Here is a 25,436-nt window from a genome sequence, read left to right on the forward strand (position 1 = left end):
TCAGGCCGCAGCCAGTTGCGCGTGCATCTCCTGCACCGAGATCACGCCCAGCTCGTCCATGAAGCCCATGCCCTCGACCGCGGCTTCGGCGCCGAAGATCGTGGTGAAGGTGGTCACGCGAGCCAGCAGCGCCGAGGTGCGGATCTGCCGCGAATCGGTGATCGCGTTGCGGCGCTCTTCCACCGTGTTGATGACCAGCGCAATCTCGTTGTTCTTGATCATGTCCACGATGTGCGGGCGGCCTTCGGTCACCTTGTTCACCGTCGCGCATTCGATGCCCGCGGTGGCGATGGCGGCGGCCGTGCCCTTGGTCGCGATCAATTCGAAGCCCAGCTTCGCCAAGCCGCGCGCCACTTCCACGGCACGCGCCTTGTCGTTGTTCTTCACCGAGATGAAGACCTTGCCCGACTTCGGCAGGTGCGTGCCGGCACCGATCTGCGACTTCACGAAGGCTTCGCCGAAGGTCTTGCCCACGCCCATCACTTCACCGGTCGACTTCATCTCGGGGCCGAGGATGGTGTCCACGCCCGGGAACTTGACGAACGGGAACACGGCTTCCTTCACGCTGAAGTACGGCGGCGTCACTTCCTTGGTCACGCCCTGCGATGCGAGCGACTGGCCGGCCATGCAGCGTGCGGCCACCTTGGCGAGCTGGATGCCGGTGGCCTTGCTCACGTAAGGCACGGTGCGCGACGCACGCGGGTTCACTTCGAGCACGTAGATGACGTCCTTGCCATCCTTCTGCTGGATTGCGAACTGCACGTTCATGAGGCCGACCACGTTCAGTGCCGCCGCCATGGCAGCGCTCTGGCGCTTGAGCTCGGCGATCGTTTCGGCGCTCAGGCTGTAGGGCGGCAGCGAGCAGGCGGAGTCGCCCGAGTGCACGCCGGCCTGTTCGATGTGCTCCATCACGCCGCCGATCAGCGTGCCGCCTTCGGCGTCGCGGATGCAGTCGACGTCGCACTCGACGGCGTCGTTCAGGAAGCGGTCGAGCAGCACCGGCGAGTCGTTGCTCACCTTGACCGCTTCACGCATGTAGCGCTCGAGGTCGCGCTGCTCGTGCACGATTTCCATCGCGCGGCCACCGAGCACATAGCTCGGACGCACCACCAGCGGATAACTGAGGGCCGCAGCCTTTTCGAGCGCTTCAGGTTCGGTGCGCGCGGTGGCGTTCGGCGGCTGGCGCAGGCCCAGCTCGTGCAGCAGCTTCTGAAAGCGCTCGCGGTCTTCGGCCGCGTCGATCATGTCGGGCGAGGTGCCGATGATCGGCACGCCGTTGGCTTCGAGGTCCAGCGCGAGCTTCAACGGCGTCTGGCCGCCGTACTGCACGATCACGCCGAGCGGCTTTTCCTTGTCGACGATCTCCAGCACGTCTTCGAGCGTGAGCGGCTCGAAGTACAGGCGGTCGGAGGTGTCGTAGTCGGTCGACACGGTCTCGGGATTGCAGTTGACCATGATGGTCTCGTAGCCGTCCTCGCGCATCGCGAGCGCGGCGTGCACGCAGCAGTAGTCGAACTCGATGCCCTGGCCGATGCGGTTGGGACCGCCGCCGAGCACCATGATCTTCTTCTTGTCCGTGGGGTCGGCTTCGCACTCGTCTTCATAGGTCGAATACATGTAGGCCGTGTTGGTCGCGAACTCGGCCGCGCAGGTGTCCACGCGCTTGTAGACCGGGCGTACACCGAGAGCCCGGCGCTTCTCGCGGATAGCCGTGTCAGTGGTCTTCAGTTGCTTGGCCAGGCGCCGATCGGAGAAGCCCTTCTTCTTGAGCGCGAGCAGCGTGTCCTTGTCGATGTCGTCCAGCGACTTGGTTTCCAGCTCGAGTTCGATCTTCACGATCTCCTCGATCTGCACCAGGAACCACGGGTCGATCTTGGTCAGCGCGAACACTTCATCCACGCTCAGGCCCATGGCGAAGGCATCGCCCACGTACCAGATGCGCTCGGGACCGGGCTCGCCCAATTCCTTTTCGAGCACTTCGCGGTCCTGCGTCTTCTCGTTCAGGCCATCGACGCCCACTTCGAGGCCGCGCAGGGCCTTCTGGAACGATTCCTGGAAGGTGCGGCCCATGGCCATCACCTCGCCCACCGACTTCATCTGCGTCGTGAGACGCGAATCAGCCTGCGGAAATTTCTCGAACGCGAAGCGCGGAATCTTGGTGACCACGTAATCGATCGACGGTTCGAACGACGCGGGCGTCGCGCCGCCGGTGATCTCGTTGCGCAGTTCGTCGAGCGTGTAGCCCACGGCCAGCTTGGCTGCGACCTTGGCGATCGGGAAGCCCGTGGCCTTGGAGGCCAGCGCCGAAGAACGCGAGACCCGCGGGTTCATCTCGATGACGACCATGCGGCCGTCCTTCGGATTGATGGAGAACTGCACGTTCGAGCCGCCGGTATCGACGCCGATCTCACGCAGCACGGCCAGTGAGGCGTTGCGCAGGATCTGGTATTCCTTGTCGGAGAGCGTCTGCGCGGGGGCCACGGTGATCGAGTCGCCGGTGTGCACGCCCATCGGGTCGAGGTTCTCGATCGAGCAGACGATGATGCAGTTGTCGGCCTTGTCGCGCACGACCTCCATCTCGTACTCTTTCCAGCCGAGCAGCGATTCTTCGATCAGCAGCTCGTTGGTGGGCGAGGCTTCGATGCCGCGCTTGCAGATGGTCTCGAATTCGTCGGGGTTGTAGGCGATGCCGCCGCCCGTGCCGCCGAGCGTGAAGCTGGGGCGGATCACGGTCGGAAAGCCCAGCGTCTTCTGCACGGCCCAGGCTTCGTCCATCGTGTGCGCGATGCCCGAGCGGGCCGAACCGAGACCGATCTTGGTCATCGCGTCCTTGAACTTCAAGCGGTCTTCGGCCTTGTCGATGGCTTCGGGCGTGGCGCCGATGAGCTCGACCGGCTTGTGGGTGGACGCGCCCGTGTACTTGTCGAGCACGCCGTTGCGCCACAGGTCGAGCGCGCAGTTCAGCGCGGTCTGGCCGCCCATGGTCGGCAGGATCGCGTCGGGGCGTTCCTTGGCGATGATCTTCTCAACCGTCTGCCAGGTGATCGGCTCGATGTAGGTGACGTCGGCGGTGGCCGGGTCGGTCATGATCGTCGCGGGGTTGCTGTTGATCAGGATGACCTTGTAGCCCTCTTCGCGCAGCGCCTTGCAGGCCTGCACGCCGGAGTAGTCGAACTCGCAGGCCTGGCCGATGATGATCGGGCCGGCGCCGATGATGAGGATCGATTTGAGGTCTGTGCGCTTAGGCATTCTTGCTCTCCGTCTTTTCTGTCTTGTTCTTTTCCATGAGTGCCGTGAAGCGGTCGAACAAATAGCCGATGTCGTGCGGGCCGGGCGAGGCTTCCGGGTGGCCCTGGAAGCAGAACGCCGGCTTGTCGGTGCGTGCCAGGCCCTGAAGCGTGTTGTCGAACAGGCTGATGTGGGTGGGACGCAGGTTGGCCGGCAGCGACTTCTCGTCGACTGCGAAACCGTGGTTCTGGCTGGTGATGCTCACGCGGCCGTTGTCCAGGTCCTTCACCGGATGATTCGCGCCGTGGTGGCCGAACTTCATCTTGAAGGTCTTGGCGCCCGAGGCGAGCGCCATGATCTGGTGGCCGAGGCAAATGCCGAAGGTGGGAATGCCGGTCTCGATCAGCTCCTTGACGGCGCTGATGGCGTAGTCGCAAGGCTCCGGGTCGCCGGGGCCGTTGGCCAGGAAGATGCCGTCGGGCTTGAGCTTGAGCACGTCGGCTGCGGGCGTCTGTGCCGGCACCACGGTGATGCGCGCGCCGCGCTGCGCGATCATGCGCAGGATGTTCTTCTTGACGCCGTAGTCGAAGGCGACAACGTGGAACTTGGGCGTGATCTGCACGCCGTAGCCCGGCTTGCCGTTCAGGTTCACGAGCTTCCACTCGGTCTCGGTCCACTCGTAGGTCTCGGTGACCGATACAACCTTGGCGAGGTCCAGACCCGCCATGCTCGGCGCGCCCTTGGCGGCGGCGATGGCCTTGTCGATCAGCGCCTGCGTCACCGCTTCTCCTTCGGCCAAGCCCAGGATGCAGCCGTTCTGCGCGCCATGGGTGCGCAGGTGCCGCGTGAGCTTGCGGGTGTCGATGTTCGCGATCGCGACCGTCTTGCCGGCCACGAGATATTCGCTCAGCGTGGCGGTCTGGCGGAAGTTGGAGGCGACGAGGGGCAGGTCCTTGATGATCAGGCCCGCGGCATGGATCTTGTCGGCTTCGATGTCTTCCCCGTTGACGCCGTAGTTGCCGATGTGCGGATACGTCAAGGTGACGATCTGCTGGCAGTAGCTCGGGTCGGTGAGGATTTCCTGGTAACCGGTCATGGCGGTGTTGAACACCACTTCACCGGTCGTGGAGCCGGCGGCTCCGATCGAATTGCCTTGAAAGACCGTGCCGTCTGCGAGCGCCAGGATGGCGGGCGGGAAATTTCCCTTGAGAGACAAAAGCACTGGGTTCTCCGGATGGTTACGGTCGCCCGGAGCCCCAGGCGCGTTGCCTGCGGACTTGCTTCAAGGGGATTTTGGCGTTAAAGGCGGCCGGGCGACGCTATTGCGAGTAAGCCCCCGATTGTAGCCCGGACTGAGGGCTTATCCGGCCTGAAGGGCCGCTCCGCTTGCGTGCAGGCAGATCGCGGCGGCGGCGGCCACGTTCAGCGATTCCTCGCCGCCGGGCTGTGCGATGCGGATATGGTGCGTCGCGCGGGCTTCCAATGCGGCGGAAACGCCCTGCCCTTCGTGGCCCATCAGCCAGGCGCAGGGGTGGGGCAGTCGGGCTTGGTGGAGCCATTCCCCACGGTGCGAACTGGTAGCGACAAGCGGAATCTTCAATGCGTCGAGCGCATCGGCCTCCACGCCTTCGATCAGCCGCAGCCCGAAATGAGCGCCCATGCCGGCGCGCAACACCTTCGGCGCCCAAAGCGCGGCCGTGCCCTTGAGGGCGATCACCTGGGTGAAACCAAAAGCCGCCGCGCTACGCAGGATGGACCCGGCATTGCCGGCGTCTTGTAGTCGGTCGAGCACCACGCTCGGGGCATCGGGGATCAACTCCGGCCGCACCGGCTGATCGAGCACGAAGCCCATCGGCGCCGGCGATTCAAGCCCGCTGACGCCACGCAGCAGATCGTCGGCGACGACTACAGTTTTGATAGCACTCGCACCCCATTCGGCTGGGGCAGTCGGCCAGAACGATTCGGCAAACACCGCGATCGCAGGCTTTACGCCGCGCGCCAAAGCAGCCCGGCAAAGGTGATCGCCTTCGAGCCAGATGCGTCCCAGCTTGCGATAGGCACCCGGATCCTGGGCAAGCTTGCGCAGGTCCTTGAGCAGCGGGTTGTCGCGCGAGCTGATGTGGCTCGCGCCGGCCTCGGTGGTCATCGGCGGATCAAAGCGCGGCGCGCAGGTCAAGGTGAACGGTCTCGACCGTTGCGATCACCATCGGCATCGGCGCTTCCGTTTCGATGACCAGGGCGCCAGCCGCCGTCCGCGTCAACGCCGCGGCTACCGGACTGAACGACCTGCGGTGATGCACGCAGGCACCGTGTTTCTGCAGCGCCTCGAGGTGCTCGGGCGTGCCATAGCCCTTGTGGCCGGCAAAGCCGTAATGCGGGAATTCGGTATGCAGTTGCTCGCACAGCCGGTCGCGATGGACCTTCGCCAGGATGGACGCGGCCGAAATCGCCTTGACCAGCGCATCGCCCTTGACCACGGCTTCGGCCAGCACGTCCAGCGTTGGCAGCCGGTTGCCGTCGACCAGCACCTTGGCTGGCTTCAGCCGCAGGCCCTCGACGGCGCGGCGCATGGCGATCATCGTGGCCTGCAGGATGTTGTGCGTGTCGATTTCCTCGACGCTCGCCTGGGCGATGGAGCAACACAGAGCCTTGGCCAGGATCTGGTCGTGCAGGCGTTCGCGCTGCAGAGCAGTGAGGGTCTTGGAATCGGCAAGGCCACGGATCGGCCGCGTGTCGTCGAGGATCACCGCCGCGGCTACCACGGGGCCCGCCAGCGGGCCGCGGCCGGCCTCGTCGACGCCCGCAAGCAGGCCCGGCGCGTCCCACACCAGGCGGGCCTGCTCAGCCTTCAAGAACTTTCTGGATCGCATCGGCGCAAAGTGTCGGCGTATCGCGCTGCAATTGCACGTGCAGCTCGGAAAATCTTTGTTGCAGGGCCTGCGTCTTTTCGGGTGCATCGAGCCAGGCCAGCGTGGCCTGGGCCAGCGCCTCGGGCGTGGCGGCTTCCTGCAGCAATTCGGGCACCACGAACTCGCGGCGCAGGATATTGGGCAATCCCACCCACGGCTGGAGTTGCTTGCGCTGCATCAGGCGCCATGACAGTCCGTTCATGTTGTAGGCGATGACCATCGGCCGCTTGAAGAGCGCCGCCTCGAGCGTGGCGGTTCCGCTCGCGATCAACGTGACGTCGCAAGCGGCGAGCGCGGCGTGCGACTGGCCATCGAGCAGCTTCACCCGACCGGCCATGCCACTGGCCTGGAGCAAGGCGTCGATCTCGGCGCGCAGGCTCGGGATGATGGGCGCCACGAACTGGAGGGGAGGCCGTGCCTTCTGCATCAGCGCGGCGGCGGCGAAAAATCGGGCGGCCAGGTAGCGGATTTCGGAGCGACGGCTGCCCGGCAGCAAGGCGACGACCTGCGCATCGGGCGCCAGGCCCAGCGAGGTGCGCGCTGCGGCGCGGTCAGGCGTCATCGGGATCACATTGGCAATCGGGTGGCCCACATAGCTCGCGGCAACGCCCTGCTTTTCGAGCAACTCGGGCTCGAACGGAAAGATACACAGCACATGGTCGGCGGCAGCACGGATCTTCTCGATACGCTTCGGTCGCCACGCCCAAATCGAGGGGCAGACAAAGTGAACCGTCTTGATGCCCTGGCTGCGCAGGCCCGCTTCGAGATCGAGGTTGAAATCCGGGGCGTCGACGCCGATGAAGAGCTCGGGACGCTCCTGCAGCAGCCGAGCCTTCAGTTGGCGGCGAATACCTGCGATTTCCGAGTAATGCCGCAGCACTTCGATGTAGCCCCGCACCGCGAGCTTTTCCTGCGGCCACCAGCTCTGGAACCCGTGCGCGAGCATGCGAGGACCGCCGATGCCGGCGGTCTCTAGGTCGGGCCAGCGGGCCTGAAGGCCATCGAGAAGAAGCCCCGCGAGCAAGTCGCCGGACGCTTCGCCCGCGACCAGCGCGAAGCGTCGCTGTTCGGTTGACTGCATCGCCGTCACTTCAACGCGCAATGCCGCGCGTGGAACTGGCGAGGAAGGATTCCATCAAGGCGACGTCATCCGCCGCCTCGGGCATTTCGGCGGTCAGCGCGGCGATGCCTGCACGCGCCTCTTCGAGCGTCTTGCCCTGGCGATAAAGAAGCTTGTGCATCTGCTTGACCGCAGCGAGCCGCTGCGCCGAGAAATCGCGCCGGCGCAGGCCCACGACATTGAAGCCGCGAACCGCCAGCGGATTGCCGTCGACCAGCATGAATGGGGGCACGTCCTGCGACACCGCGCTCGCAAAGCCGACCATGGCATGTGCGCCGATTGAGACGAACTGGTGGATGCCGGTGAGGCCGCCGACCGTGACCCAGTCCGCCAGATGCACGTGGCCTGCCAGCGTCGTCTGGTTGGCCAACGTGGTGTGGTTGTCGACATGGCAGTCGTGCGCGATGTGCGTGTACGCCATGATCCAGTTGTCGTTGCCGACAGTTGTCACGCCCCCTGCCCCCGGCACGCCGAGGTTGAAGGTGCAGAACTCGCGAATGACGTTCCGGTCGCCGATGACGAGCTTGGTCGGCTCGCCGGCGTATTTCTTGTCCTGCGGGATCGCGCCGAGCGAGGAGAACTGGAAGATCCGGTTGTCGCGCCCGATGGTCGTGCGCCCCTCGATCACGCAATGCGCGCCGATGGTGGTACCCGCCCCGATCTGCACGTGCGGGCCGATGACGGTATAAGGCCCGACCGACACCGAGGCGTCGAGTTGTGCCTGGGGGTCGACGAGCGCTGTCGAATGAACCTGAGTCATGCCTTGCTGATGACGAAGGCCGAGATCAGCTGATCTGGCGCATGGCGCACATCAGCGTGGCTTCGCAGGCGAGCTCGCTGCCCACCAATGCGCGGCCCTTGAACTTGGAGATGCCAGCCTTCATGCGCTCGATCTCGACTTCGAGCGTGAGCTGGTCGCCCGGCTCCACGGGACGCTTGAAGCGCGCGCCGTCGATGGCTGCAAAGTAGTAGACGGTGTTGTCGTCCGGCACGATGTCGAGCGAATGGAACGACAAGAGCGCCGCGGCCTGCGCCATGGCTTCGAGCATCAGCACGCCCGGCATCACCGGACGGTGCGGGAAGTGGCCGTTGAAGAATGGCTCATTCATCGTCACGTTCTTGAGCGCCGTGATGCGCTTGCCCTTTTCCATGTCCAGCACGCGGTCCACCAGCAGGAACGGGTAGCGGTGGGGAAGCAGCTTGAGGATTTGATGGATATCGAGCGTCGTCGTCATGATTTTCTGTTCCTGCATCGTCGTCATTTTTTCGGGAGGGCTTTCTCCAGCGCCTTCAGTCGTTCGCGCAGGCTGTGCAACTGCTTGAGCGTTGCCGCATTTTTTTCCCAGCTCGCATTGTCATCGATGGGAAACATGCCGGTGTACTGGCCGGCCTTGTGAATGGATCGTGTCACCACCGTCGCGGCGGAAACGTGCACGCCGTCGACCACCGTCAGATGGCCCAGCACGATGGCACCGCCGCCAAAGGTGCAGTTCGCACCGATGGTCGCGCTGCCGGCCACGCCGACGCAGCCCGCCATGGCGGTGTTCTTGCCGACGCGCACGTTGTGGCCGATCTGGATCAGGTTGTCGAGCTTCACGCCATCCTCGATGACGGTGTCGTCGAGCGCGCCGCGGTCGATGCAGGTGTTGGCGCCAATCTCCACGTCGTTGCCGATGCGCACCGCACCGAGTTGCTCGATCTTGACCCAGGCACCCTGGTGCAGCGCGAGGCCGAAGCCATCGGCACCGATCACCACGCCCGGGTGCAGCAGGCAGCGATCACCGATCGTGCAGTCTTCGCTGACCGTCACGCGCGACTTCAGCACGCTGCCCGCGCCGATGCGCGCACCTCGCTCCACGACACAGAGCGCACCAATGCGTGCCGTGGCGTCGACATGGGCTTCCGGGTGGATCAAGGCGGATCGATGAACAAGGTCAGCCTCCGGGCGCGCATGGTGCGACTTCCAGAGTTGCGTCAGGCGCGCAAAGTAGAGATATGGATCGGGCGTGACGATGAACGCCCCGCGCGCGGCGGCCGCGTCCTGCATGGCAGGCGACACGATCACGCAGGCGGCTTTCGACGCGGCGAGTTCCTGTTGGTACTTGGGATGGCTCAGGAAGCTGAGCGCATCGGGCTGTGCATTCTGAAGCGGCGAGAGCCGCTCGATGGACAGCGTGGCATCTCCATGAAGCTCGCCCCCGAGGGCGTCAACGATGGCTCCGAGCTGCAGAGACACGCCGGTTCGCGGCGTTACTTGCCGGCCGCGGGCGCTGTGGAGCCGACCGACGCGTTCAGCGCCTTGATCACCTTGTCGGTGATGTCGTGCTTCGGATTGATGTAGATCGCTTCCTGCAGGATGGCGTCGTACTTTTCAGCTTCAGCCACCTGCTTCACGACGCGGTTGGCGCGCTCGTAGACCTGCTGGAGCTCTTCGTTCTTGCGCGCATTCAGGTCCTCCTGGAATTCGCGGCGGCGGCGCTGGAACTCGCGATCTTGATCGATCAGCGCCTTCTGGCGCGTCGCCCGCTGGCTTTCGGAGATGGTCGGTGCTTCGCGCTCGAACTTCTCCGAGGCCGTCTTCAGTGCGTCGCCCTGCGAGGTCAGGTCCTTCTCGCGCTTGAGAAACTCCGCTTCGAGCTTCGCCTGCGCCGCCTTGGCTGGCTGCGCTTCGCGCAGCACGCGGTCCGGATTCACGAAGCCGATGCGAAAGGCCTCCTGCGCCTGGGCAGGCGCAGCGACGATCGCGAAAGCGGGAATCAACAACGCACCAACTGCGGCGCGAATCAAATGCTTCATTTAGAAAGACGTTCCGATCTGGAATTGCAAGCGCTGAATTCTATCCTTCGGGATCACGACGAAGCCGGTGGCCGGATCGAGCACTTCCTTTTGGGACTTGATGGGGAAGGCATAGGCAAGACGCAGCGGACCCAGCGGCGAGATCCAGCTGACCCCGAGGCCGACCGAGGCGCGCAACTTCTTCTGCGCCTTGTACTGCTCGTCAGTCAGGCCGGCAGCCCGCGAACCAAACACATTGCCCACATCGAAGAAGCCGTACAGGCGCAGCGTGCGATCGTTGCCTGCCCCAGGAAATGGCGTGCTGAGTTCGGCGTTGAAGACAGCTTTCTTGGTGCCACCCAGCGCGGCGCCTTCGGTCTGGCCGATCAGAGGCACGTCGCGAGGACCTAGCGAATTCTGCTCGAAGCCGCGGATCGAGCCCAAGCCGCCGGCATAGAAATTCTTGAAGATCGGATAGACCTTGCCGCCAAGCGGCTTGGCATAGCCCACATCGGCGTTGATCGCAAAGGTGTACTGCTTGTTGATCGCGAAGAACTGCTGATACTGATAGTTCGTCTTGAAGTACTTCATGTCGCCGGCGGCGCCGACTTCGAGGTTGGCACGCTGCAGGCGGCCGGTCGTCGGGACCAGCGCGCTGTCGCGGCTGTCGCGGCCCCAGCCCACGGTGAGCGGCACTCCCCAGACGCTCTTCTGGTCGCAGCCCGTCACGAACAGGCCCGTCGCATCCTTCTCGCACTGGAAGTAGCGCAGGTAGGACGCCGGCGTGAAGAGACCGGAGAACGAGGTCGAGGTGTTCGGATCGAAGGCGTAGCGCTCCAGGCCCACGCCGAAGAACACGGTATCGAGTTCGCTGAACGGGACGCCGAAACGGATGGACGCCCCCTGGTTCACCAGCTTGTAGTCGCCATCGATGTTGGTCGAGTAAGGGCGCGTGGTCGTGTGATAGACGCTGATCGTGCGCGAGATGCCGTCCTTCGTGAAGTACGGATCGGTAGTGGTCAGCGACAGGGTGCGGTTGTACTTGCTGGTATTGACCTGCACGCCCAGGAAATTGCCGGAGCCGAACACGTTTTCCTGCGAGATGCCAAAGGTCAGCGCAACCTTCTCGGCGCTCGAATAGCCAGCGCCCAGTTGCAGACTGCCAGTGGGCTTTTCGGCCACGTTGACGGTCAGGTCCACCTGGTCGGGCGAACCCGGCACCTCTTGGGTCTCGACGTTCACTTCGGTGAAGAAGCCCAGGCGGTCCACACGGTCGCGCGAGACCTTGATCTTGTCGCCGTCGTACCAGGAGGCTTCGAACTGGCGGAACTCGCGGCGAATGACTTCGTCGCGCGTCTTGTTGTTGCCGCCGACCGACACACGGCGCACGTACACACGGCGCGAAGGCTCTGCCTGCAGCGTGAGCGTGACGCGGTTGTTGACCCGGTCGATGTCCGGGACGGCCTGCACACGGGCGAAGGCGTAGCCGAAGGTGCCGAAATAGTCGCTGAAAGCCTTTGTGGTTTCGGTGACCAGTTCGCCGTTGTAGGGCTCGCCGGGCTTGATGGTGATCAGCGACTTGAACTCGTCGTCGCGGCCCAGGTAGTTGCCGTTGAGCTTCACGCCCGCCACCACGAACTTCTCGCCTTCGGTGATGTTGACCGTGACCGTCAGGTCCTTGCGGTCCGGCGAGATGGCGACCTGGGTCGAATCGATGCGGAACTCGAGGTAGCCGCGCGTGATGTAGTACGAGCGAAGCGTTTCGAGATCGGCGTTGAGCTTGGCACGCGAATACTGGTTGGACTTGGTGTACCAGCTCATGAAGCCGCCGCTGTCCTGGTCGAACAGGCTCAACAGCGTCGATTCGCTGAAGGCCTTGCTGCCGACGATGTGGACTTCGCGGATGCGTGCGGAATCGCCTTCGGTGACGGTGAACGTCAGGTTGACGCGATTGCGCTCGATGGGCGTGACGGTGGTCACGACCTGCGCGTTGTAGAGGCTGCGGCTCACGTACTGGCGCTTGAGCTCCTGCTCCGCGCGATCGGCCAGCGCCTTGTCATAGGGACGGCCATCGGTCAGGCCGATTTCGCGCAATGCTTTCTGCAGCGCCGCCTTGTCGAACTCCTTGGTGCCGACGAAGTCGACGTCTGCAATGGTCGGGCGCTCTTCGACGATCACCACCAGCACATTGCCGTTGACGTCGATGCGCACGTCCTTGAACAACCCCAGGTCGAACAGCGCACGAATGGCGGCCGAACCGCGTTCGTCACTGTAGGTATCGCCCACGCGCAACGGCAACGACGCGAAGATCGTGCCGGCCTCGACGCGTTGCAGGCCTTCGACGCGAATGTCGCGCACCGTGAAAGGCTCGACGGCCCAGGCTGCCGTGGCTGCAAGCGCACTGGCAACTACCGCGACAACGCTACGCAGGCGAAAGCGATTGGAGTTTTTGTTCATCTGTGAATTGAGCCGGCACGGAAAGGGCCGGCAGAAAGTTAACCAAAGAGCCGCGTGACGTCGTTGAAGAGTGCGACCGACATCATGACCAGCAGCAAGGCGACACCGCCGCGCTGAAGCCGTTCCATCCAGGCGTCAGAGACGCTTTTGCCGGTCAGGCCCTCCCAAAGATAATACATCAGGTGTCCTCCATCGAGGACCGGGAGCGGCATGAGATTGAGCACGCCCAGGCTCACGCTGATGACCGCGAGGAAGATCAGGTACTGGGTCAGGCCGAGGCTCGCGGACTTGCCTGCATAGTCGGCAATGGTCAGCGGACCGCTCAGGTTCTTCAGCGATGCTTGGCCGGTCACCATCTTGACCATCATGCGCACCGTCAATGCGGACATCTCCCACGTGCGCACCACGCCGCGCCAGACACCGTCGACCGGGCCCTGGCGCACCGTCACCATGTCGGGCGGCGCACCAACGTAAGCGCCGATACGGCCGACCTTGACGGCGCCCTCCTCGCGCACCTCGGGCTTCACCTCGAGCATGAGCGACTGGCCACCGCGTTGAATCTGCCAGGCTTGGCTGCGCGGCTGGTCGCCGTCGACCGAAGCGCGGATCACCTCGCGCAGCTGTTGTCCGTCGTAGATGGGCGTCTCGCCGATGGCGCGCACCAGATCGCCTTTTTTCAAGCCCGACTGCTCGCCGGCGCCGCCGGCCATGACATCGCCGATCTCCGGCCGGGTCAGGGGGGCGAGCACGCCGATCTTGCGGAACATCTGCGGATCGGCGTCCTTTGCCTCCATCTGGCTCAGTGGCAGCACCAACTGGCGTGCGGGCTTGCCGTCCTCGCCGGCCACTTCGAGCGTGAGGTCCCGGGCGTCGAGCGCGCCCTGCGTCATGCGCCAGCGCAGATCTTCAAAGGACTGGACCGGCGTCAGATCGCCGTCAAAGCCGGCGCGCGTGACATGCTCCCCACCGCGCAGGCCCGTGGCCTCCGCCAGCGAAGCTGCCACCGGTCGCGCCAGCTTGGCAACCGGCTCTTCGACGCCGATCCAATTGACGGCCGTGTAAAGCGCGATCGCCAGCAACAGGTTGGCGATGGGTCCGGCCGCCACGATGGCCGCGCGCGAACGCAGGGGCTGGGTGTTGAAGGCCCGATGCCGCTCCTCGGGCGCCACGGGGCCCTCGCGCTCGTCGAGCATCTTGACGTAGCCGCCCAGCGGGAAGGCGGCGATGACGAATTCGGTCTGCTGCCCCGGATGCTGGCGCTGGGGCTGCCAGCGGAACAGTGCCTTGCCGAACCCGACCGAGAAGCGCTCCACCTTGACGCCGCAGGCAACAGCGACGCGGTAGTGGCCGTATTCATGCACCGCGATCAGGACGCCGAGTGCAACCACGAAGGCTATGACAGTGAGCATCGGATCCTCAACGATTGGGGGAATCAGGCTGCGAAGCGCAGCGCTGCGGCCTTGGCCGCCGCACGGGCGCTGGCATCGAGCGCCAGCAGATCGGCCAGCGACGCCGGCTTGGAGGGGGCAACGGCTTCCAAAGTTTCCATGTTGACCGCATGAATGCGATCGAAACGCAGGCGCCGGTCCAGAAAGGCCTCGACGGCGACCTCGTTGGCCGCGTTGAGCACTGCCGTAGTGCCGGGCGCCGCACGCAATGCGTGCCACGCAAGACCCAGGCCGGGGAAGAGCGCCGCGTCGGGCGCATCGAAAGTCAGCGAAGCCATCTGCCGGAAATCGAGCCGTGCCGCCCCGCTCTCGATGCGCTCGGGCCAAGCCAGGCCGACCGCGATCGGCACCCGCATGTCGGGCGTGCCGAGCTGGGCGATGACCGAGGCATCGGTGAACTGCACCATCGAATGCACCACGCTCTGCGGGTGGATGACGACCTCGATCTGCTCGGGCAACACGCCGAACAGGTGGCGCGCCTCGATCACCTCCAGCGCCTTGTTCATCATCGTGGCCGAATCGACCGAGATCTTGCGGCCCATGACCCAGTTGGGATGGGCGCAGGCCTGCTCGGGCGTGACGGTGCCCAGGGTCTCAGGCGCGCGGGTACGGAACGGGCCGCCCGACGCGGTCAGGATGATCTTGTCGATGCGCCGCGCCCAGGTGGATGGATCCTCTGGCAGCGACTGGAAGATCGCCGAATGCTCGCTGTCGATCGGCAGCAGCGTCGCGCCGCCCTCGCGCACCGTGCGCATGAACAGTTCGCCGCCGACGACCAGGGCTTCCTTATTGGCCAGCAGCAGGCGCTTGCCGGCGCGCGCGGCGGCCAAGCACGGGCCGAGCCCGGCGGCGCCGACGATGGCAGCCATGACGGCGTCTACCTCTTCGTGCGAGGCTATCTTTTCAATAGCATCCTCGCCTGTCAGTACATGGGTGCTCAGGCTGTTTTGCTTGAGCTTCTCGGCCAGTAACGCCGCATGCGGCGGGCTCGCCATGACGGCGAACCGGGGCGAGAACTGCGCGCACTGCGCCAGCATCTCATCGACCTTGGTGGCCGCGGACAGCGCAAACACCTCGTAGCGCTCAGGATGCCGCGCAATGACGTCGAGCGTGCTCACGCCGACCGACCCGGTCGACCCCAGCACTGTGACGCGTTGTTTGGGAGTGTTCACAGGAAGGCCAGCATCATGGCAATGGGAAGTGCGGGCAAGAGGGCATCCACGCGATCGAGCACGCCGCCGTGGCCGGGGAGCAGGCGGCTACTGTCCTTGGCGCCGGCGCTGCGCTTGATCAGCGATTCGACCAGGTCGCCCACGACGCTCATCGCGGCGAGAAATACAGCGCCGATCAGGAGCAGCCACCAGCCGCGCTCGAACAGGCGGGTGTAGAGGCTCGGCACCGTGGCGCCGAAATAGCTGTCGGCCCAGACCCATGCAAAGGCCAGCACGATGACACCGATCATTCCGCCCCAGACACCTTCCCAGCTCTTGCCGGGGCTGATCGCCGGGGCAAGCTTGCCGCGGGTGAACTTCAGGCCGAAGGCGCGGCCCGCGAAATAGGCGAACACGTCTGCCACCCAGACCAGCACGAGGATCGACAGCAGAAAGTTGATGCCGACCATGCGCGCCTGCACAGCGGCGAGCCACGCGACCCAGAGTGCCAGCAAGCCGCCGACAAGGCGCAGCCCGCGCGGAATGCGGGGCCAGCCCGGCACCGCCACGCGCAGCAGCGCCGCGCCGCCGAGTACCCAGGCCGCGCTGGCCAGCATCCACATCAGAACCAGCGGTTGTTCGAGCAGGCCGAGCCACCACGAGAGCCCGCAGAGCACGACCATCTCGGCACCTAGGAACAGCGACATGCCCTGGCCATAGCCGTTCAGGCGCCCCCACTCCCACGCGGCCGCGCCGATCAGCACAAGCATCACGCAGGCAAATGGAATGTAGTTTCGGTAGAACAGCGCCGGCAGCAGGATCGCGAGCAGCACGATCGCCGTGAGGATGCGTTGTTTGAGCATGCGGGAGGTTGTGAGGCCTTCTCAGGCCGCAGCCGTCGAGACCTGTGCCGAGGTTTGGCCGAAGCGGCGCTCGCGACCCTGGAACGCGGCGATGGCCTCGTCCAGCGCGGCCTCGTCGAATTCGGGCCAGAGCTTGTCGCTGAAGAAGAGCTCGGCGTATGCGCTTTGCCAGAGCAGGAAATTCGACAACCGCTGCTCGCCGCCGGTGCGGATGAACAGGTCGGGGTCAGGCACATGGGCCAGCGCCATGGCGCGGTCCATGTTCATCTCGGTCATCGGAAGGCCCTGCTCGGCGAGCTTGGCTGCGGCCTGGGCGATGTCCCAGCGCCCACCGTAGTTGAAGCAGATGTTGAGCACGAGCCGCGTGTTGTGCGCGGTCGCCTCTTCGGCACTGACCAACCCGGCCACCAACTTGGCGGAGAGGCCGCCGCGTTCGCCGACGAAATGCAGCCGAACGCCGTCGCGGCTCAGGCGCGGCACCTCGCGCGCCAGCGCACCCACCATCAGCGACATCAGGCCGGAGACCTCGTCGGGAGGACGATTCCAGTTCTCCGAGGAGAACGCGAACACGGTGAGAACACCCACCCCGCGGTCGGCGCAAGCCTTGACGCAGCGACGCAGCGATTCGACGCCCTGCTTGTGCCCCGCCACGCGGGGAAGGAATCGCTTCGTCGCCCAACGACCGTTGCCATCCATGACGACGGCAACGTGGTGGGGAATGGGCGGCGGCGAAGAGGCCATGGCGGGCCTCAAACGGCCATGATCTCCGCTTCTTTCGCTGCGACCAGGCGATCGATTTCAGCGATATGGCGGTCGGTGACCTTCTGGATCTCGGCTTCGGCGCGCTTCTGGTCGTCCTCGGACGCCAGCTTGTCCTTGACCAGCTTCTTGACCGACTCGTTCGCGTCACGGCGCAGGTTGCGCGTGGCGACCTTGGCGGTTTCGCCTTCGTTGCGGACCAGCTTGGTCATTTCCTTGCGGCGCTCTTCGCTCATGGCGGGCAGCGGCACGCGGATCAGGTCGCCCATCGACGCGGGGTTCAGGCCCAAGTCGCTTTCGCGGATGGCCTTCTCGATCTTGGCGCCCATGCCCTTTTCCCAGGGCTGGACGCTGATCGTGCGCGAGTCGAGCACCGACACGTTGGCCACCTGGCTCAGCGGCACTTGGGAGCCGTAGTACTCGACATGGATCGAGTCGAGCAGCGCCGAGTTGGCGCGACCCGTGCGGATCTTGGTGAGGTTGTTCTGGAATGCGGCGAGCGATTGATTCATCTTCGCGTCGGTCGCACTGCGGATATCTGCAATGGTCATCTCAAATACTCCTAGGCATGCACCAGCGTGCCCTCGTCCTCGCCCATCACGACGCGCTTGAGCGCGCCGCTCTTGAGGATCGAGAACACCTTGATCGGCAGCTTCTGGTCGCGGCACAGCGCGAAGGCCGTGGCGTCCATGATGCCGAGATTCTTTGCGATCGCCTCGTCGAAACTGAGCGAGACGTAACGCGTTGCGTGGGGGTCGAGCTTGGGGTCGGCGGAATACACACCGTCCACCTTCGTGGCCTTGAGCACCAGCTCGGCACCGATCTCGGCACCGCGCAGCGCAGCCGCCGTGTCGGTGGTGAAGAACGGGTTGCCGGTACCGGCCGCGAACACGACGACCTTGCCCTCTTCGAGGTACTGCAGGGCCTTGGGGCGCACATAGGGCTCGACCACCTGCTCGATCGCAATAGCGGACATCACGCGGGCCACGAGGCCCTGCTTGTCCATCGCGTCGGCCAGTGCCAGCGAGTTCATGACGGTGGCCAGCATGCCCATGTAGTCGGCGGTAGCGCGGTCCATGCCGACCGAGCCGCCGGCGACGCCGCGGAAGATGTTGCCGCCGCCGATCACGACCGCGACCTGCACGCCCATGTTCACGACCTCTGCCACGTCCTGCACCATGCGCACGATGGTCGCGCGGTTGATGCCGAAGGCGTCATCGCCCATCAGTGCCTCTCCCGACAGCTTCAACAAGATTCGCTTGTGGGCTGGGCGGGCATCAGACATGGGCAATTTCCTTTGAGTTGGCGGTGACGAGTGTAAAACGTAGCGATGAAAAAACGACGGCACGCGAGCACGCGCCGTCGTTGGAAGCCTTATGGCTTAAGCAGCGGCCTTGGCTGCTGCAACTTGCGCGGCCACTTCGGCAGCGAAGTCGTCGACCTTCTTTTCGATGCCTTCGCCGACCACGTACAGGGTGAAGCCCTTGATCGACGTGTTGGCGGCCTTGAGCATCTGCTCGACGGTCTGCTTGTCGTTCTTCACGAACGGCTGGTTGTGCAGCGAGACTTCCTTGAGGTACTTCTGCACGCCGCCTTCGATACGCTTGGCAACGATGTCGGCCGGCTGCGGCTTCTTGCCTTCGGCTTCGGCCGTCTTGCGGTCTTCTTCAGCCTTGCCAGCAGCAACAGCGCGCTCTTTTTCGATCAGGTCGGCGGGCACGTCCGATGCCTGAATGGCGACCGGCTTCATGGCGGCGATGTGCATCGCGACGTCCTTGGCCGACGTGTCGTCGCCCTCGAACTCGACCATCACGCCGATGCGCGTGCCGTGCAGGTACGAAGCCAGTTTGCCGTTGCCGGCGAAGTGCTTGAAGCGGCGGAAGCTCATGTTCTCGCCGATCTTGCCGATCAGACCCTTGCGCACGTCTTCGAGCGTGGGGCCGAAGCCGTCCTGCTCGTAGGGCAGCGAGCCCAGCGCGGCGATGTCGGCGGGGTTGTTCTTGGCGACCAGCATCGCGGCAGCGTTGGCTAGGGCCAGGAAGCTGTCGTTCTTGGTGACGAAGTCGGTTTCGCAGTTGATCTCGATCATGCCGCCGGCAGCGCCGTCGACGAAAGCCGTGACCACGCCTTCAGCCGTGATGCGGCCCGATGCCTTGCCGGCCTTGTTGCCGAGCTTAATGCGCAGCAACTCTTCGGCCTTTTCCATGTTGCCTTCGGCCTCGGTGAGGGCCTTCTTGCATTCCATCATCGGCGCGTCGGTCTTTGCGCGCAGTTCGCCGACCATGCTTGCGGTGATTGCAGCCATTTGTGTATCTCCGTAAATCCAAAAATCAGGTTAAAAAAAAGGGGCACCAAAGCCCCTTCTTCAGGCTCGCGAGAGCACCAATCAGGCCGAAGCGCTTTCTTCGACTTCGACGAATTCGTCGCTGCTGCCTTCGGCGATGGCCTTGACCACGTCACCGCCGGCGCTGTTGCGGCCTTCGATGATCGCGTCGGCGATGCCGCGTGCATACAGCGTGACGGCCTTGGACGAGTCGTCGTTGCCGGGGATCACGTAGTCGATGCCTTCGGGCGAGTGGTTGGAGTCCACCACGCCGATCAGCGGAATGCCGAGCTTCTTGGCTTCGGCCACGGCGATCTTGTGGAAGCCCACGTCGATCACGAAGATGGCGTCAGGCAATGCAGCCATGTCCTGGATGCCGCCAATGTCCTTTTCGAGCTTCGCGATTTCGCGCGAGAAGGTCAGCTGCTCCTTCTTGCTCAGGCTGTCGAGGCCGGCTTCTTGCTGGGCCTTCATGTCCTTCAGACGCTTGATCGAGGTCTTGACGGTCTTGAAGTTGGTCAGCATGCCGCCGAGCCAGCGGGTGTCGACGAAAGGCACGCCGGCGCGGCGAGCTTCTGCAGCGACGATTTCACGGGCCTGGCGCTTCGTGCCGACCATCAGGATCGTGCCGCGGTTGGCCGTGAGTTGCTTGGCGTACTTCATCGCGTCCTGGAACATCGGGAGCGACTTTTCCAGGTTGATGATGTGAATCTTGTTGCGATGGCCGAAGATGAACGGAGCCATCTTGGGGTTCCAGAAGCGGGTTTGGTGACCGAAATGGACACCGGCTTCCAGCATTTCGCGCATGGTGGTAGACATTAGAAATTACTCCAAAGGTTGGGTCTAAAATCCAGCCCGTTTTGCGCTCCTTTCGAATGGAGTCACAACACCTTGATTGGGCCGGTTTGCGGATGTGTTTGGCTGGATGCAACGGGAGCCGTCGCTCGACCAGCGAAACCCAAAGAGTATAGCACGGCCGCCGCCCCTCCTTCCCCCTTGAAACCGAGCCGCCCGCGGCACCTGCAGCCACCCATGAACGACCTTCACGCCGCCCGTCTCACCCTTCAGGCAGGTGGCTCCGATGCACGCACCGAAATAGAGCGCGCCATCGAAATCTCTCAGTCCCCGGCCTGCGCCCACGTTTTCACCCGCACGATGTTCGACGAGGCCCGCCAGGGCGCCGCCGAAGCGAATCCTGAAAGCAGGCTCGCCGGACTCGCCTTCACGTCCAAAGACTTGTTCGACATCGACGGCCAACCGACGCCTGCAGGGTCCGTCGTCCTGTCCCATGCACCGGCGGCCAAGGCTGACGCCATTGCAGTGGCACGACTCCGCGCTGCGGGCGGCGTGCTCACCGGCCGTACCAACATGAGCGAGTTCGCTTTCTCTGGCGTAGGCGTCAATCCGCACCACGGCACGCCGGTCAACGTCAGCGACAACGCCACCCCGCGCATCCCGGGCGGCTCCTCTTCCGGCGCGGCGATTTCGGTGGCCAGCGGCGCCGCCTTCATCGGCCTGGGCTCCGACACCGGCGGCTCGATCCGCATCCCGGCCGCGCTGAACGGCATCGTCGGCTTCAAGAACACGGCCCGCCTCGTGCCGGCCGATGGCGCGTTGCCCCTGTCGACCACGCTCGACACCGTCTGCGCCATGACGCGCTCGGTGCGCGATGCCATCACTGCGCACGAGATCCTCTCGGCCCGCCGCGTGACGGCCGGCACAGCGCCACTTGCCACCTACAGGCTGGCCGTCGTGAAGAACGTTTTCTTCGACGGCATCGAGCCGGCCGTGGCCGCCGCGTTCGAACGGGCGCTGAAAGCGCTTCGCAGCGCAGGCGCACGCATCGACGAAATCGAGTTACCCGAGCTGGCAGACCTGCAATCCATCAACGCCACGGGCGGCTTCTCGGCAGCCGAATCCCACGCCTGGCACCGCTTGCTGCTGGAGCGAAGCGGCGCAGGCTACGACCCGCGCGTGGCCCAGCGCATCGTGCGCGGCGCCACGATGAAGGCGCACGAATACATCGACCTCATCAACGCCCGCCGCGCCTGGATCGCCCGCGTTGAGACGGCGCTTGCGCCCTTCGACGCCGTGCTCTCACCGACCGTGCCAATCACCGCGCCGTCGATCGCCAGCGTGGCGCCGGGCGCCGAGCGCGACGACGAATTCTTCCGCGTCAACGCACTGCTGCTGCGCAACCCGTCGATCGTCAACATGCTCGACGGCTGCGCCCTCTCGTTGCCCTGCCACGCCGCCGGCCAATTGCCGGTCGGCCTGATGCTGTGGCACGCCGCGCTGCATGATGACGCCGTGCTCGCCATCGCTCTGCAGGTGGAGCGGGCGCTGCAGAACCAATAGCCAATAGCTGTCCACGCCGCCTCACGGGCGTCAGCCATCTCTTTTACCTCTGAAAATTCAATGAAAATCGCGATAGTTGGCGCCGGCATCATCGGCGTCACCACCGCCTGGGAACTGGTCTCCGACGGCCATGAAGTGACCGTGTTCGAGCGCCGCGGCGCCGCGGCCGAAGAAGCCAGTTTCGCCAATGCCGGCGTCGTTGCGCCGGGCTACGTCACGCCGTGGGCCGCTCCGGGCATGCGCATGAAAGTGCTGCGTTCGCTGATCTCCTCGCACGGCGCCATCAAGCTGCGTTGGCCACTGGGCGCACGCGACCTCGGGTGGATGTCGCGCTGGCAGAAGGCCTGCAAGCTCGAGACCTACCTCGCCAACCGTGCCCGCATGCAGCGCCTCGCCTTCTACAGCCGCACCCGGCTGCACGAAGTGAGCGAGGCCCGCGAGCTCAGCTACGAACGCAGCGACGGCTACCTCGTGCTGTTGCGCTCCAAGCGCGAGAAAAAGCTGATCCAGCCCGGCCTCGAAGTGCTGCGCACAGCCGGCAGCGTATTCCGCGAAGTCGATGCCGACGAAGCCCGCCGGATCGAACCCGCACTCAACGCCGACACGCCGTTGGCAGGCGCTATCCACCTGCCGGAGGACGAAGTCGCCAACTGCCGCCAGTTCGCGTTGCTGCTCAAGTGGGAGGCCGAGGCGCTCGGCGCGCAGTTTCATTTCAACTGCGACATCGCGCCGCTCAGCCGTGCGGCCCCCACCTCGCTGTCGCTTGCCAGCGGCTCGGAGGCGTTGCGTTTCGATGCCGTCATCGTGTGCGCGGGCCTCGCCTCGGCGACGCTCTTGCGCCCGCTGGGCCTGCGAATTCCGCTCGCGCCGGTCTATGGTCACTCGGTCAGCGCGCCGGTGCGGGAGCCGCTCAATGCACCGCGCAGCGCGGTGATGGACGAGCGCTACAAGGTCGCCATCTCGCGCCTGGGCCAGCGCGTGCGCGTGGCTGGCAGCGCCGAGATCGGCGGCTCGCTCGACACGATGAATCCGGCCGCGATCCAGATGCTTTACAAGGTGCTGCACGACTGGTTTCCGGGCGCCGCGACGCTGCAATCGGGCGTGCAGCAGTGGAAAGGCGCACGGCCGATGCTCCCCGACGGTCCGCCGGTGCTGGGCGCCAGCGGCATCCCCGGCGTGTGGCTCAACCTCGGGCACGGTTCGAGCGGCTGGGCGTTGTCGTGCGGCAGCGCGCGCGTGCTGGGCGACCTGATCGGCGGACGCGACCCGGGCGTCGATCTCGAAGGCCTGGGCGTCGAACGGCTCAGTCTTTAGGACCCCACCGCCGAAGCATTTCAGGGCTCGGCGGCGGCTCGACCGGCAGGTCGGGCTCCGCTGGCGGCCTGAGCTTCTCGGCGATCCACGCCAGCAGCGCAGGCGCCACGAGCGCAAAGAAAACAAGGCACAGCAGATCGGCGCCCATCATCAGCCAACGCTGCATGGTGGAAAGCCCGTCGACCGGCAGATCGAACCAGCGGATCACGCCAACGCCATAGGCGACACCTGCAACCCAGGCCACGTCGCGCAGCGGCACCCAACGCTTCTTTTCGGCCAGTAGGAAAGTGCCCCACACGAGGCCCAACAGGCCGAGCGACCACGCCACGCCGGCGACCCACGCCACCGTCGCGGCCAGGAAAAAGACGATTCCCGCAAGCAGCAGGACCAGTAGCCAGCCAAGGCTCTTGAGCTTCATCCGTCGATCATAGGACGGCAAAATGCCTCGATGCACCGCATCACCTCCGCCACCATCGCCGACCTGTTCGACATCGCGGCAACGCGCCGCATCGAGCAGGTTGCAGCAGCCGCCCTGCCCGCCCACACGCTGATGCAGCGCGCCGGCCTTGCCGTGGCGCGGCTCGCGATGTCGATCGCGCCGCATGCGCGCACGATATGGATCGCCTGCGGTCCGGGCAACAACGGCGGCGATGGCTTCGAGGCCGCGGCGCAATTGCAGCATCGCGGCTTCATGCCGATCGTCACATTCGTGGGCGACGAGCACCGCCTGCCGCCCGATGCAAAGGCATCGCTGCAGCGTGCCCGCGACGCCAGCGTCATCTTTGCGCAGAAGCCGCCCGCCGAATACGAGCTGGCGATCGATGCGCTGCTGGGCATCGGATCGACCCGGCCGCCCGAAGGCGTGATGGCCGAGTGGCTGCGGGAGATGGACACAAAGGGCCAGCCGGTGCTCAGCGTCGATGTGCCGTCCGGGCTGAACGCGGACACGGGCGTGCTGTCCGGCAGCACCGGCGCCCATGCAGACACGGCCCGTTTCTGCGTGACCTTCCTGACCCTGAAGCCCGGCCTCTTCACGGCGCATGGCCGCGATGCCGCAGGCACGGTGTGGTTCGCCGACCTGGGTTGCGGCGACACCGCCGAGCCGCCGACCGCCCGCCTGGTAGGCGTCCCCAAAGCGCAGGCCCGCACCCACGCATCGCACAAGGGCAGCTACGGCGATGTCGCAGTGATTGGCGGAGCGTCGGGCATGGCGGGCGCCGCGTTGCTGGCCGGATCGGCCGCGCTGCATGCAGGAGCCGGCCGCGTTTTCGTCGGGCTGCTCGATCCGAGCGCTGCGCCGGTGGACACAGCGCAACCCGAGTTGATGCTTCGCGACGCGAGCGCACTCGACCTCTCGGGCATGACCGCAGTCTGCGGCTGCGGCGGTGGCACGGACGTTCGCTCGGCGCTGCCGCGCGTGCTGGCAACGGCGGCTGCACTGGTGCTCGATGCCGACGCGCTCAACGCCATCGCCACCGACAGCGCATTGCAGACGCAACTGGCATCACGCGGCCGGCGCGGAAGGCCGACCGTGATCACGCCTCATCCACTGGAAGCAGCGCGTCTGCTGGGTTGCACTGCCGGCGACGTTCAGGCGGATCGGCTGGCGGCGGCGCGCCAACTCGCGTCGCGCTTCGGCGTCGTCGCCGTGCTCAAGGGCTCAGGTACGGTGATCGCCGACGACAGCGACGCACCGCCGGTGGTCAACCTGACCGGCAACGCCCGGCTTGCAACAGCCGGAACCGGCGACGTGCTCGCCGGCATGATCGGCGCCGCGCTGGCAGCGCAGCAACCGGCATTCGAGGCGGCATGCGAAGCCGTCTGGCGGCATGGCCACGTCGCCGACACCTGGCCAACGAATGCGGCTCCGCTCACGGCTGGCACGCTGGCCCGCCAGGCGCCCTTCTGACAGCTTTTTAGCCGCGCCCGACGAAGGGCATCTTCGTCGCCATGATCGTGTGGAACAGCACGTTGGCTTCCAGCGGCAGGTTCGCCATGTAGAGCACCGACTGGCCCACGATCTTCACGTCGATCAGCGGCTCGATCGCGAGTTCGCCATTCGCTTGTGGCACACCCGTGGCCATACGGGAAGCCAGCTCTGTCATCGCATTGCCAACGTCGACCTGGCCCACGGCGATGTCGTACTTGCGGCCATCGAGTGACGCGGTCTTGGTCAGCCCCTCGACTGCATGCTTGGTCGCCGTATATGCAATCGAATTTGGACGCGGCGCGGTGGCCGAGATGGAACCGTTGTTGATGATGCGGCCGCCCATCGGCACCTGCGCCTTCATCGTGCGGAACGCCTGCTGGATGCAGAAGAACATGCCGGTGAGATTGATGTCGACCACACCCTGCCACTGCGCGGGCGTCCAATCCTCGAACGGGCCCGGCGGATTGCCCACGCCGGCGTTGTTGAACAGCAGGTCGACGCGGCCGTAGCGCTCCACCGTGGCGGCGAAGAGCGACTGCACCGATTCCGCATTCGACACATCGGTCGGCACCGCGAAGGCACGCGCTCCGGCGCCCGACTCCTCGGCCACCTGCTCCAGCGGTTCGAGGCGGCGGCCCGCAAGGACCACGCTCCATCCATCGCTCAGCAGCGCCAGCGCAGCGGCCCGGCCGATGCCGGAACCCGCGCCCGTGACGATCGCGATGCGGCCCTTGTTGTTGCTTTCAACGCTCATGCTCAATGTCTCCTTCTAGGCTTGTCTGTCGTACCGATTTTTGGAGG

At 65.2% G+C, this 25,436-nt stretch carries 23 protein-coding genes; 3 read left to right on the forward strand and 20 right to left on the reverse strand.

What is annotated here, in order from left to right; genetic code table 11:
* From carB to rpsB, 18 genes are all read right to left on the reverse strand, one after another.
* Positions 1–3,249 carry a carbamoyl-phosphate synthase large subunit gene (carB, locus tag VARPA_RS16500; RefSeq protein WP_013541723.1) on the reverse strand — a complete coding sequence of 1,083 codons (3,249 nt, stop codon included), beginning with the start codon at positions 3,247–3,249 and terminating at the stop codon, positions 1–3.
* Positions 3,242–4,450: a glutamine-hydrolyzing carbamoyl-phosphate synthase small subunit gene (carA, locus tag VARPA_RS16505; protein ID WP_013541724.1), complete on the reverse strand. Its 1,209-nt coding sequence runs from the start codon at positions 4,448–4,450 to the stop codon at positions 3,242–3,244. Before carA ends, carB begins: the two co-directional genes overlap by 8 nt.
* Positions 4,451–4,588: 138 nt before the next feature.
* On the reverse strand, positions 4,589–5,374 hold the full coding sequence (locus tag VARPA_RS16510) for a TrmH family RNA methyltransferase (protein ID WP_013541725.1): 786 nt from the start codon (positions 5,372–5,374) through the stop codon (positions 4,589–4,591).
* Positions 5,375–5,381: 7 nt separating this feature from the next.
* Positions 5,382–6,098, reverse strand: a complete 717-nt coding sequence (gene rnhB, locus VARPA_RS16515) for a ribonuclease HII (RefSeq protein ID WP_013541726.1) — start codon at positions 6,096–6,098, stop codon at positions 5,382–5,384.
* Entirely contained in the window at positions 6,070–7,218 is a 1,149-nt protein-coding gene (gene lpxB, locus VARPA_RS16520; RefSeq protein WP_013541727.1) for a lipid-A-disaccharide synthase, read from the reverse strand. The genes rnhB and lpxB overlap by 29 nt, the downstream gene beginning before the upstream one ends.
* 10 nt (positions 7,219–7,228) lie before the next feature.
* Complete coding sequence (gene lpxA, locus VARPA_RS16525; protein WP_013541728.1) at positions 7,229–8,017, reverse strand: acyl-ACP--UDP-N-acetylglucosamine O-acyltransferase; 789 nt, start codon at positions 8,015–8,017, stop codon at positions 7,229–7,231.
* A gap of 25 nt (positions 8,018–8,042) precedes the next feature.
* Positions 8,043–8,492, reverse strand: coding sequence for a 3-hydroxyacyl-ACP dehydratase FabZ (gene fabZ, locus VARPA_RS16530; protein WP_013541729.1), 450 nt, complete (start codon positions 8,490–8,492; stop codon positions 8,043–8,045).
* A gap of 23 nt (positions 8,493–8,515) precedes the next feature.
* Positions 8,516–9,493, reverse strand: coding sequence for a UDP-3-O-(3-hydroxymyristoyl)glucosamine N-acyltransferase (gene lpxD / locus VARPA_RS16535; protein ID WP_013541730.1), 978 nt, complete (start codon positions 9,491–9,493; stop codon positions 8,516–8,518).
* Between the two features lie 14 nt (positions 9,494–9,507).
* Positions 9,508–10,053, reverse strand: coding sequence for an OmpH family outer membrane protein (locus tag VARPA_RS16540; protein ID WP_013541731.1), 546 nt, complete (start codon positions 10,051–10,053; stop codon positions 9,508–9,510).
* Positions 10,054–12,489 (reverse strand): outer membrane protein assembly factor BamA, encoded by a 2,436-nt coding sequence (gene bamA / locus VARPA_RS16545; RefSeq protein WP_013541732.1) that lies wholly within the window; start codon positions 12,487–12,489, stop codon positions 10,054–10,056.
* 38 nt (positions 12,490–12,527) lie between these two features.
* Positions 12,528–13,898: an RIP metalloprotease RseP gene (gene rseP, locus VARPA_RS16550; protein ID WP_013541733.1), complete on the reverse strand. Its 1,371-nt coding sequence runs from the start codon at positions 13,896–13,898 to the stop codon at positions 12,528–12,530.
* 23 nt (positions 13,899–13,921) lie between these two features.
* Complete coding sequence (gene ispC / locus VARPA_RS16555) at positions 13,922–15,109, reverse strand: 1-deoxy-D-xylulose-5-phosphate reductoisomerase (protein WP_013541734.1); 1,188 nt, start codon at positions 15,107–15,109, stop codon at positions 13,922–13,924.
* Complete coding sequence (locus VARPA_RS16560) at positions 15,106–15,951, reverse strand: phosphatidate cytidylyltransferase (RefSeq protein ID WP_013541735.1); 846 nt, start codon at positions 15,949–15,951, stop codon at positions 15,106–15,108. Before VARPA_RS16560 ends, ispC begins: the two co-directional genes overlap by 4 nt.
* Positions 15,952–15,972: 21 nt before the next feature.
* Positions 15,973–16,692, reverse strand: a complete 720-nt coding sequence (uppS, locus tag VARPA_RS16565; RefSeq protein WP_013541736.1) for a polyprenyl diphosphate synthase — start codon at positions 16,690–16,692, stop codon at positions 15,973–15,975.
* Positions 16,693–16,700: 8 nt separating this feature from the next.
* Entirely contained in the window at positions 16,701–17,261 is a 561-nt protein-coding gene (frr, locus tag VARPA_RS16570) for a ribosome recycling factor (RefSeq protein ID WP_013541737.1), read from the reverse strand.
* A gap of 11 nt (positions 17,262–17,272) precedes the next feature.
* Positions 17,273–17,995: a UMP kinase gene (gene pyrH, locus VARPA_RS16575; protein ID WP_013541738.1), complete on the reverse strand. Its 723-nt coding sequence runs from the start codon at positions 17,993–17,995 to the stop codon at positions 17,273–17,275.
* A gap of 96 nt (positions 17,996–18,091) precedes the next feature.
* Positions 18,092–19,015 carry a translation elongation factor Ts gene (gene tsf, locus VARPA_RS16580; RefSeq protein WP_013541739.1) on the reverse strand — a complete coding sequence of 308 codons (924 nt, stop codon included), beginning with the start codon at positions 19,013–19,015 and terminating at the stop codon, positions 18,092–18,094.
* Positions 19,016–19,096: 81 nt separating this feature from the next.
* On the reverse strand, positions 19,097–19,852 hold the full coding sequence (gene rpsB, locus VARPA_RS16585) for a 30S ribosomal protein S2 (RefSeq protein ID WP_013541740.1): 756 nt from the start codon (positions 19,850–19,852) through the stop codon (positions 19,097–19,099).
* A 213-nt stretch (positions 19,853–20,065) separates the two neighbouring features.
* Here rpsB and VARPA_RS16590 point away from each other — a divergent pair, with 213 nt between their 5' ends.
* The gene (locus VARPA_RS16590) at positions 20,066–21,391 is read left to right on the forward strand and encodes an amidase (protein WP_013541741.1); all 1,326 of its coding nucleotides are present in this window, start codon (positions 20,066–20,068) and stop codon (positions 21,389–21,391) included.
* 60 nt (positions 21,392–21,451) lie between these two features.
* Positions 21,452–22,705: a D-amino acid dehydrogenase gene (locus tag VARPA_RS16595; RefSeq protein WP_013541742.1), complete on the forward strand. Its 1,254-nt coding sequence runs from the start codon at positions 21,452–21,454 to the stop codon at positions 22,703–22,705.
* Here the strand turns inward: VARPA_RS16595 and VARPA_RS16600 are convergent.
* Entirely contained in the window at positions 22,695–23,123 is a 429-nt protein-coding gene (locus VARPA_RS16600) for a hypothetical protein (RefSeq protein WP_013541743.1), read from the reverse strand. The two genes, VARPA_RS16595 and VARPA_RS16600, sit on opposite strands and share 11 nt — an antisense overlap.
* A gap of 30 nt (positions 23,124–23,153) precedes the next feature.
* On the opposite strand from VARPA_RS16600, the gene VARPA_RS16605 reads away from it, so the two are divergent.
* Positions 23,154–24,614 (forward strand): NAD(P)H-hydrate dehydratase, encoded by a 1,461-nt coding sequence (locus VARPA_RS16605; protein ID WP_013541744.1) that lies wholly within the window; start codon positions 23,154–23,156, stop codon positions 24,612–24,614.
* A gap of 7 nt (positions 24,615–24,621) precedes the next feature.
* Here VARPA_RS16605 and VARPA_RS16610 read toward each other — a convergent pair whose 3' ends face one another.
* Positions 24,622–25,389 (reverse strand): SDR family oxidoreductase, encoded by a 768-nt coding sequence (locus VARPA_RS16610; protein WP_013541745.1) that lies wholly within the window; start codon positions 25,387–25,389, stop codon positions 24,622–24,624.
* Between the last annotated feature and the right edge of the window lie 47 nt (positions 25,390–25,436).

Source organism: Variovorax paradoxus EPS (assembly GCF_000184745.1).
Lineage (GTDB): Bacteria > Pseudomonadota > Gammaproteobacteria > Burkholderiales > Burkholderiaceae_C > Variovorax > Variovorax paradoxus_C.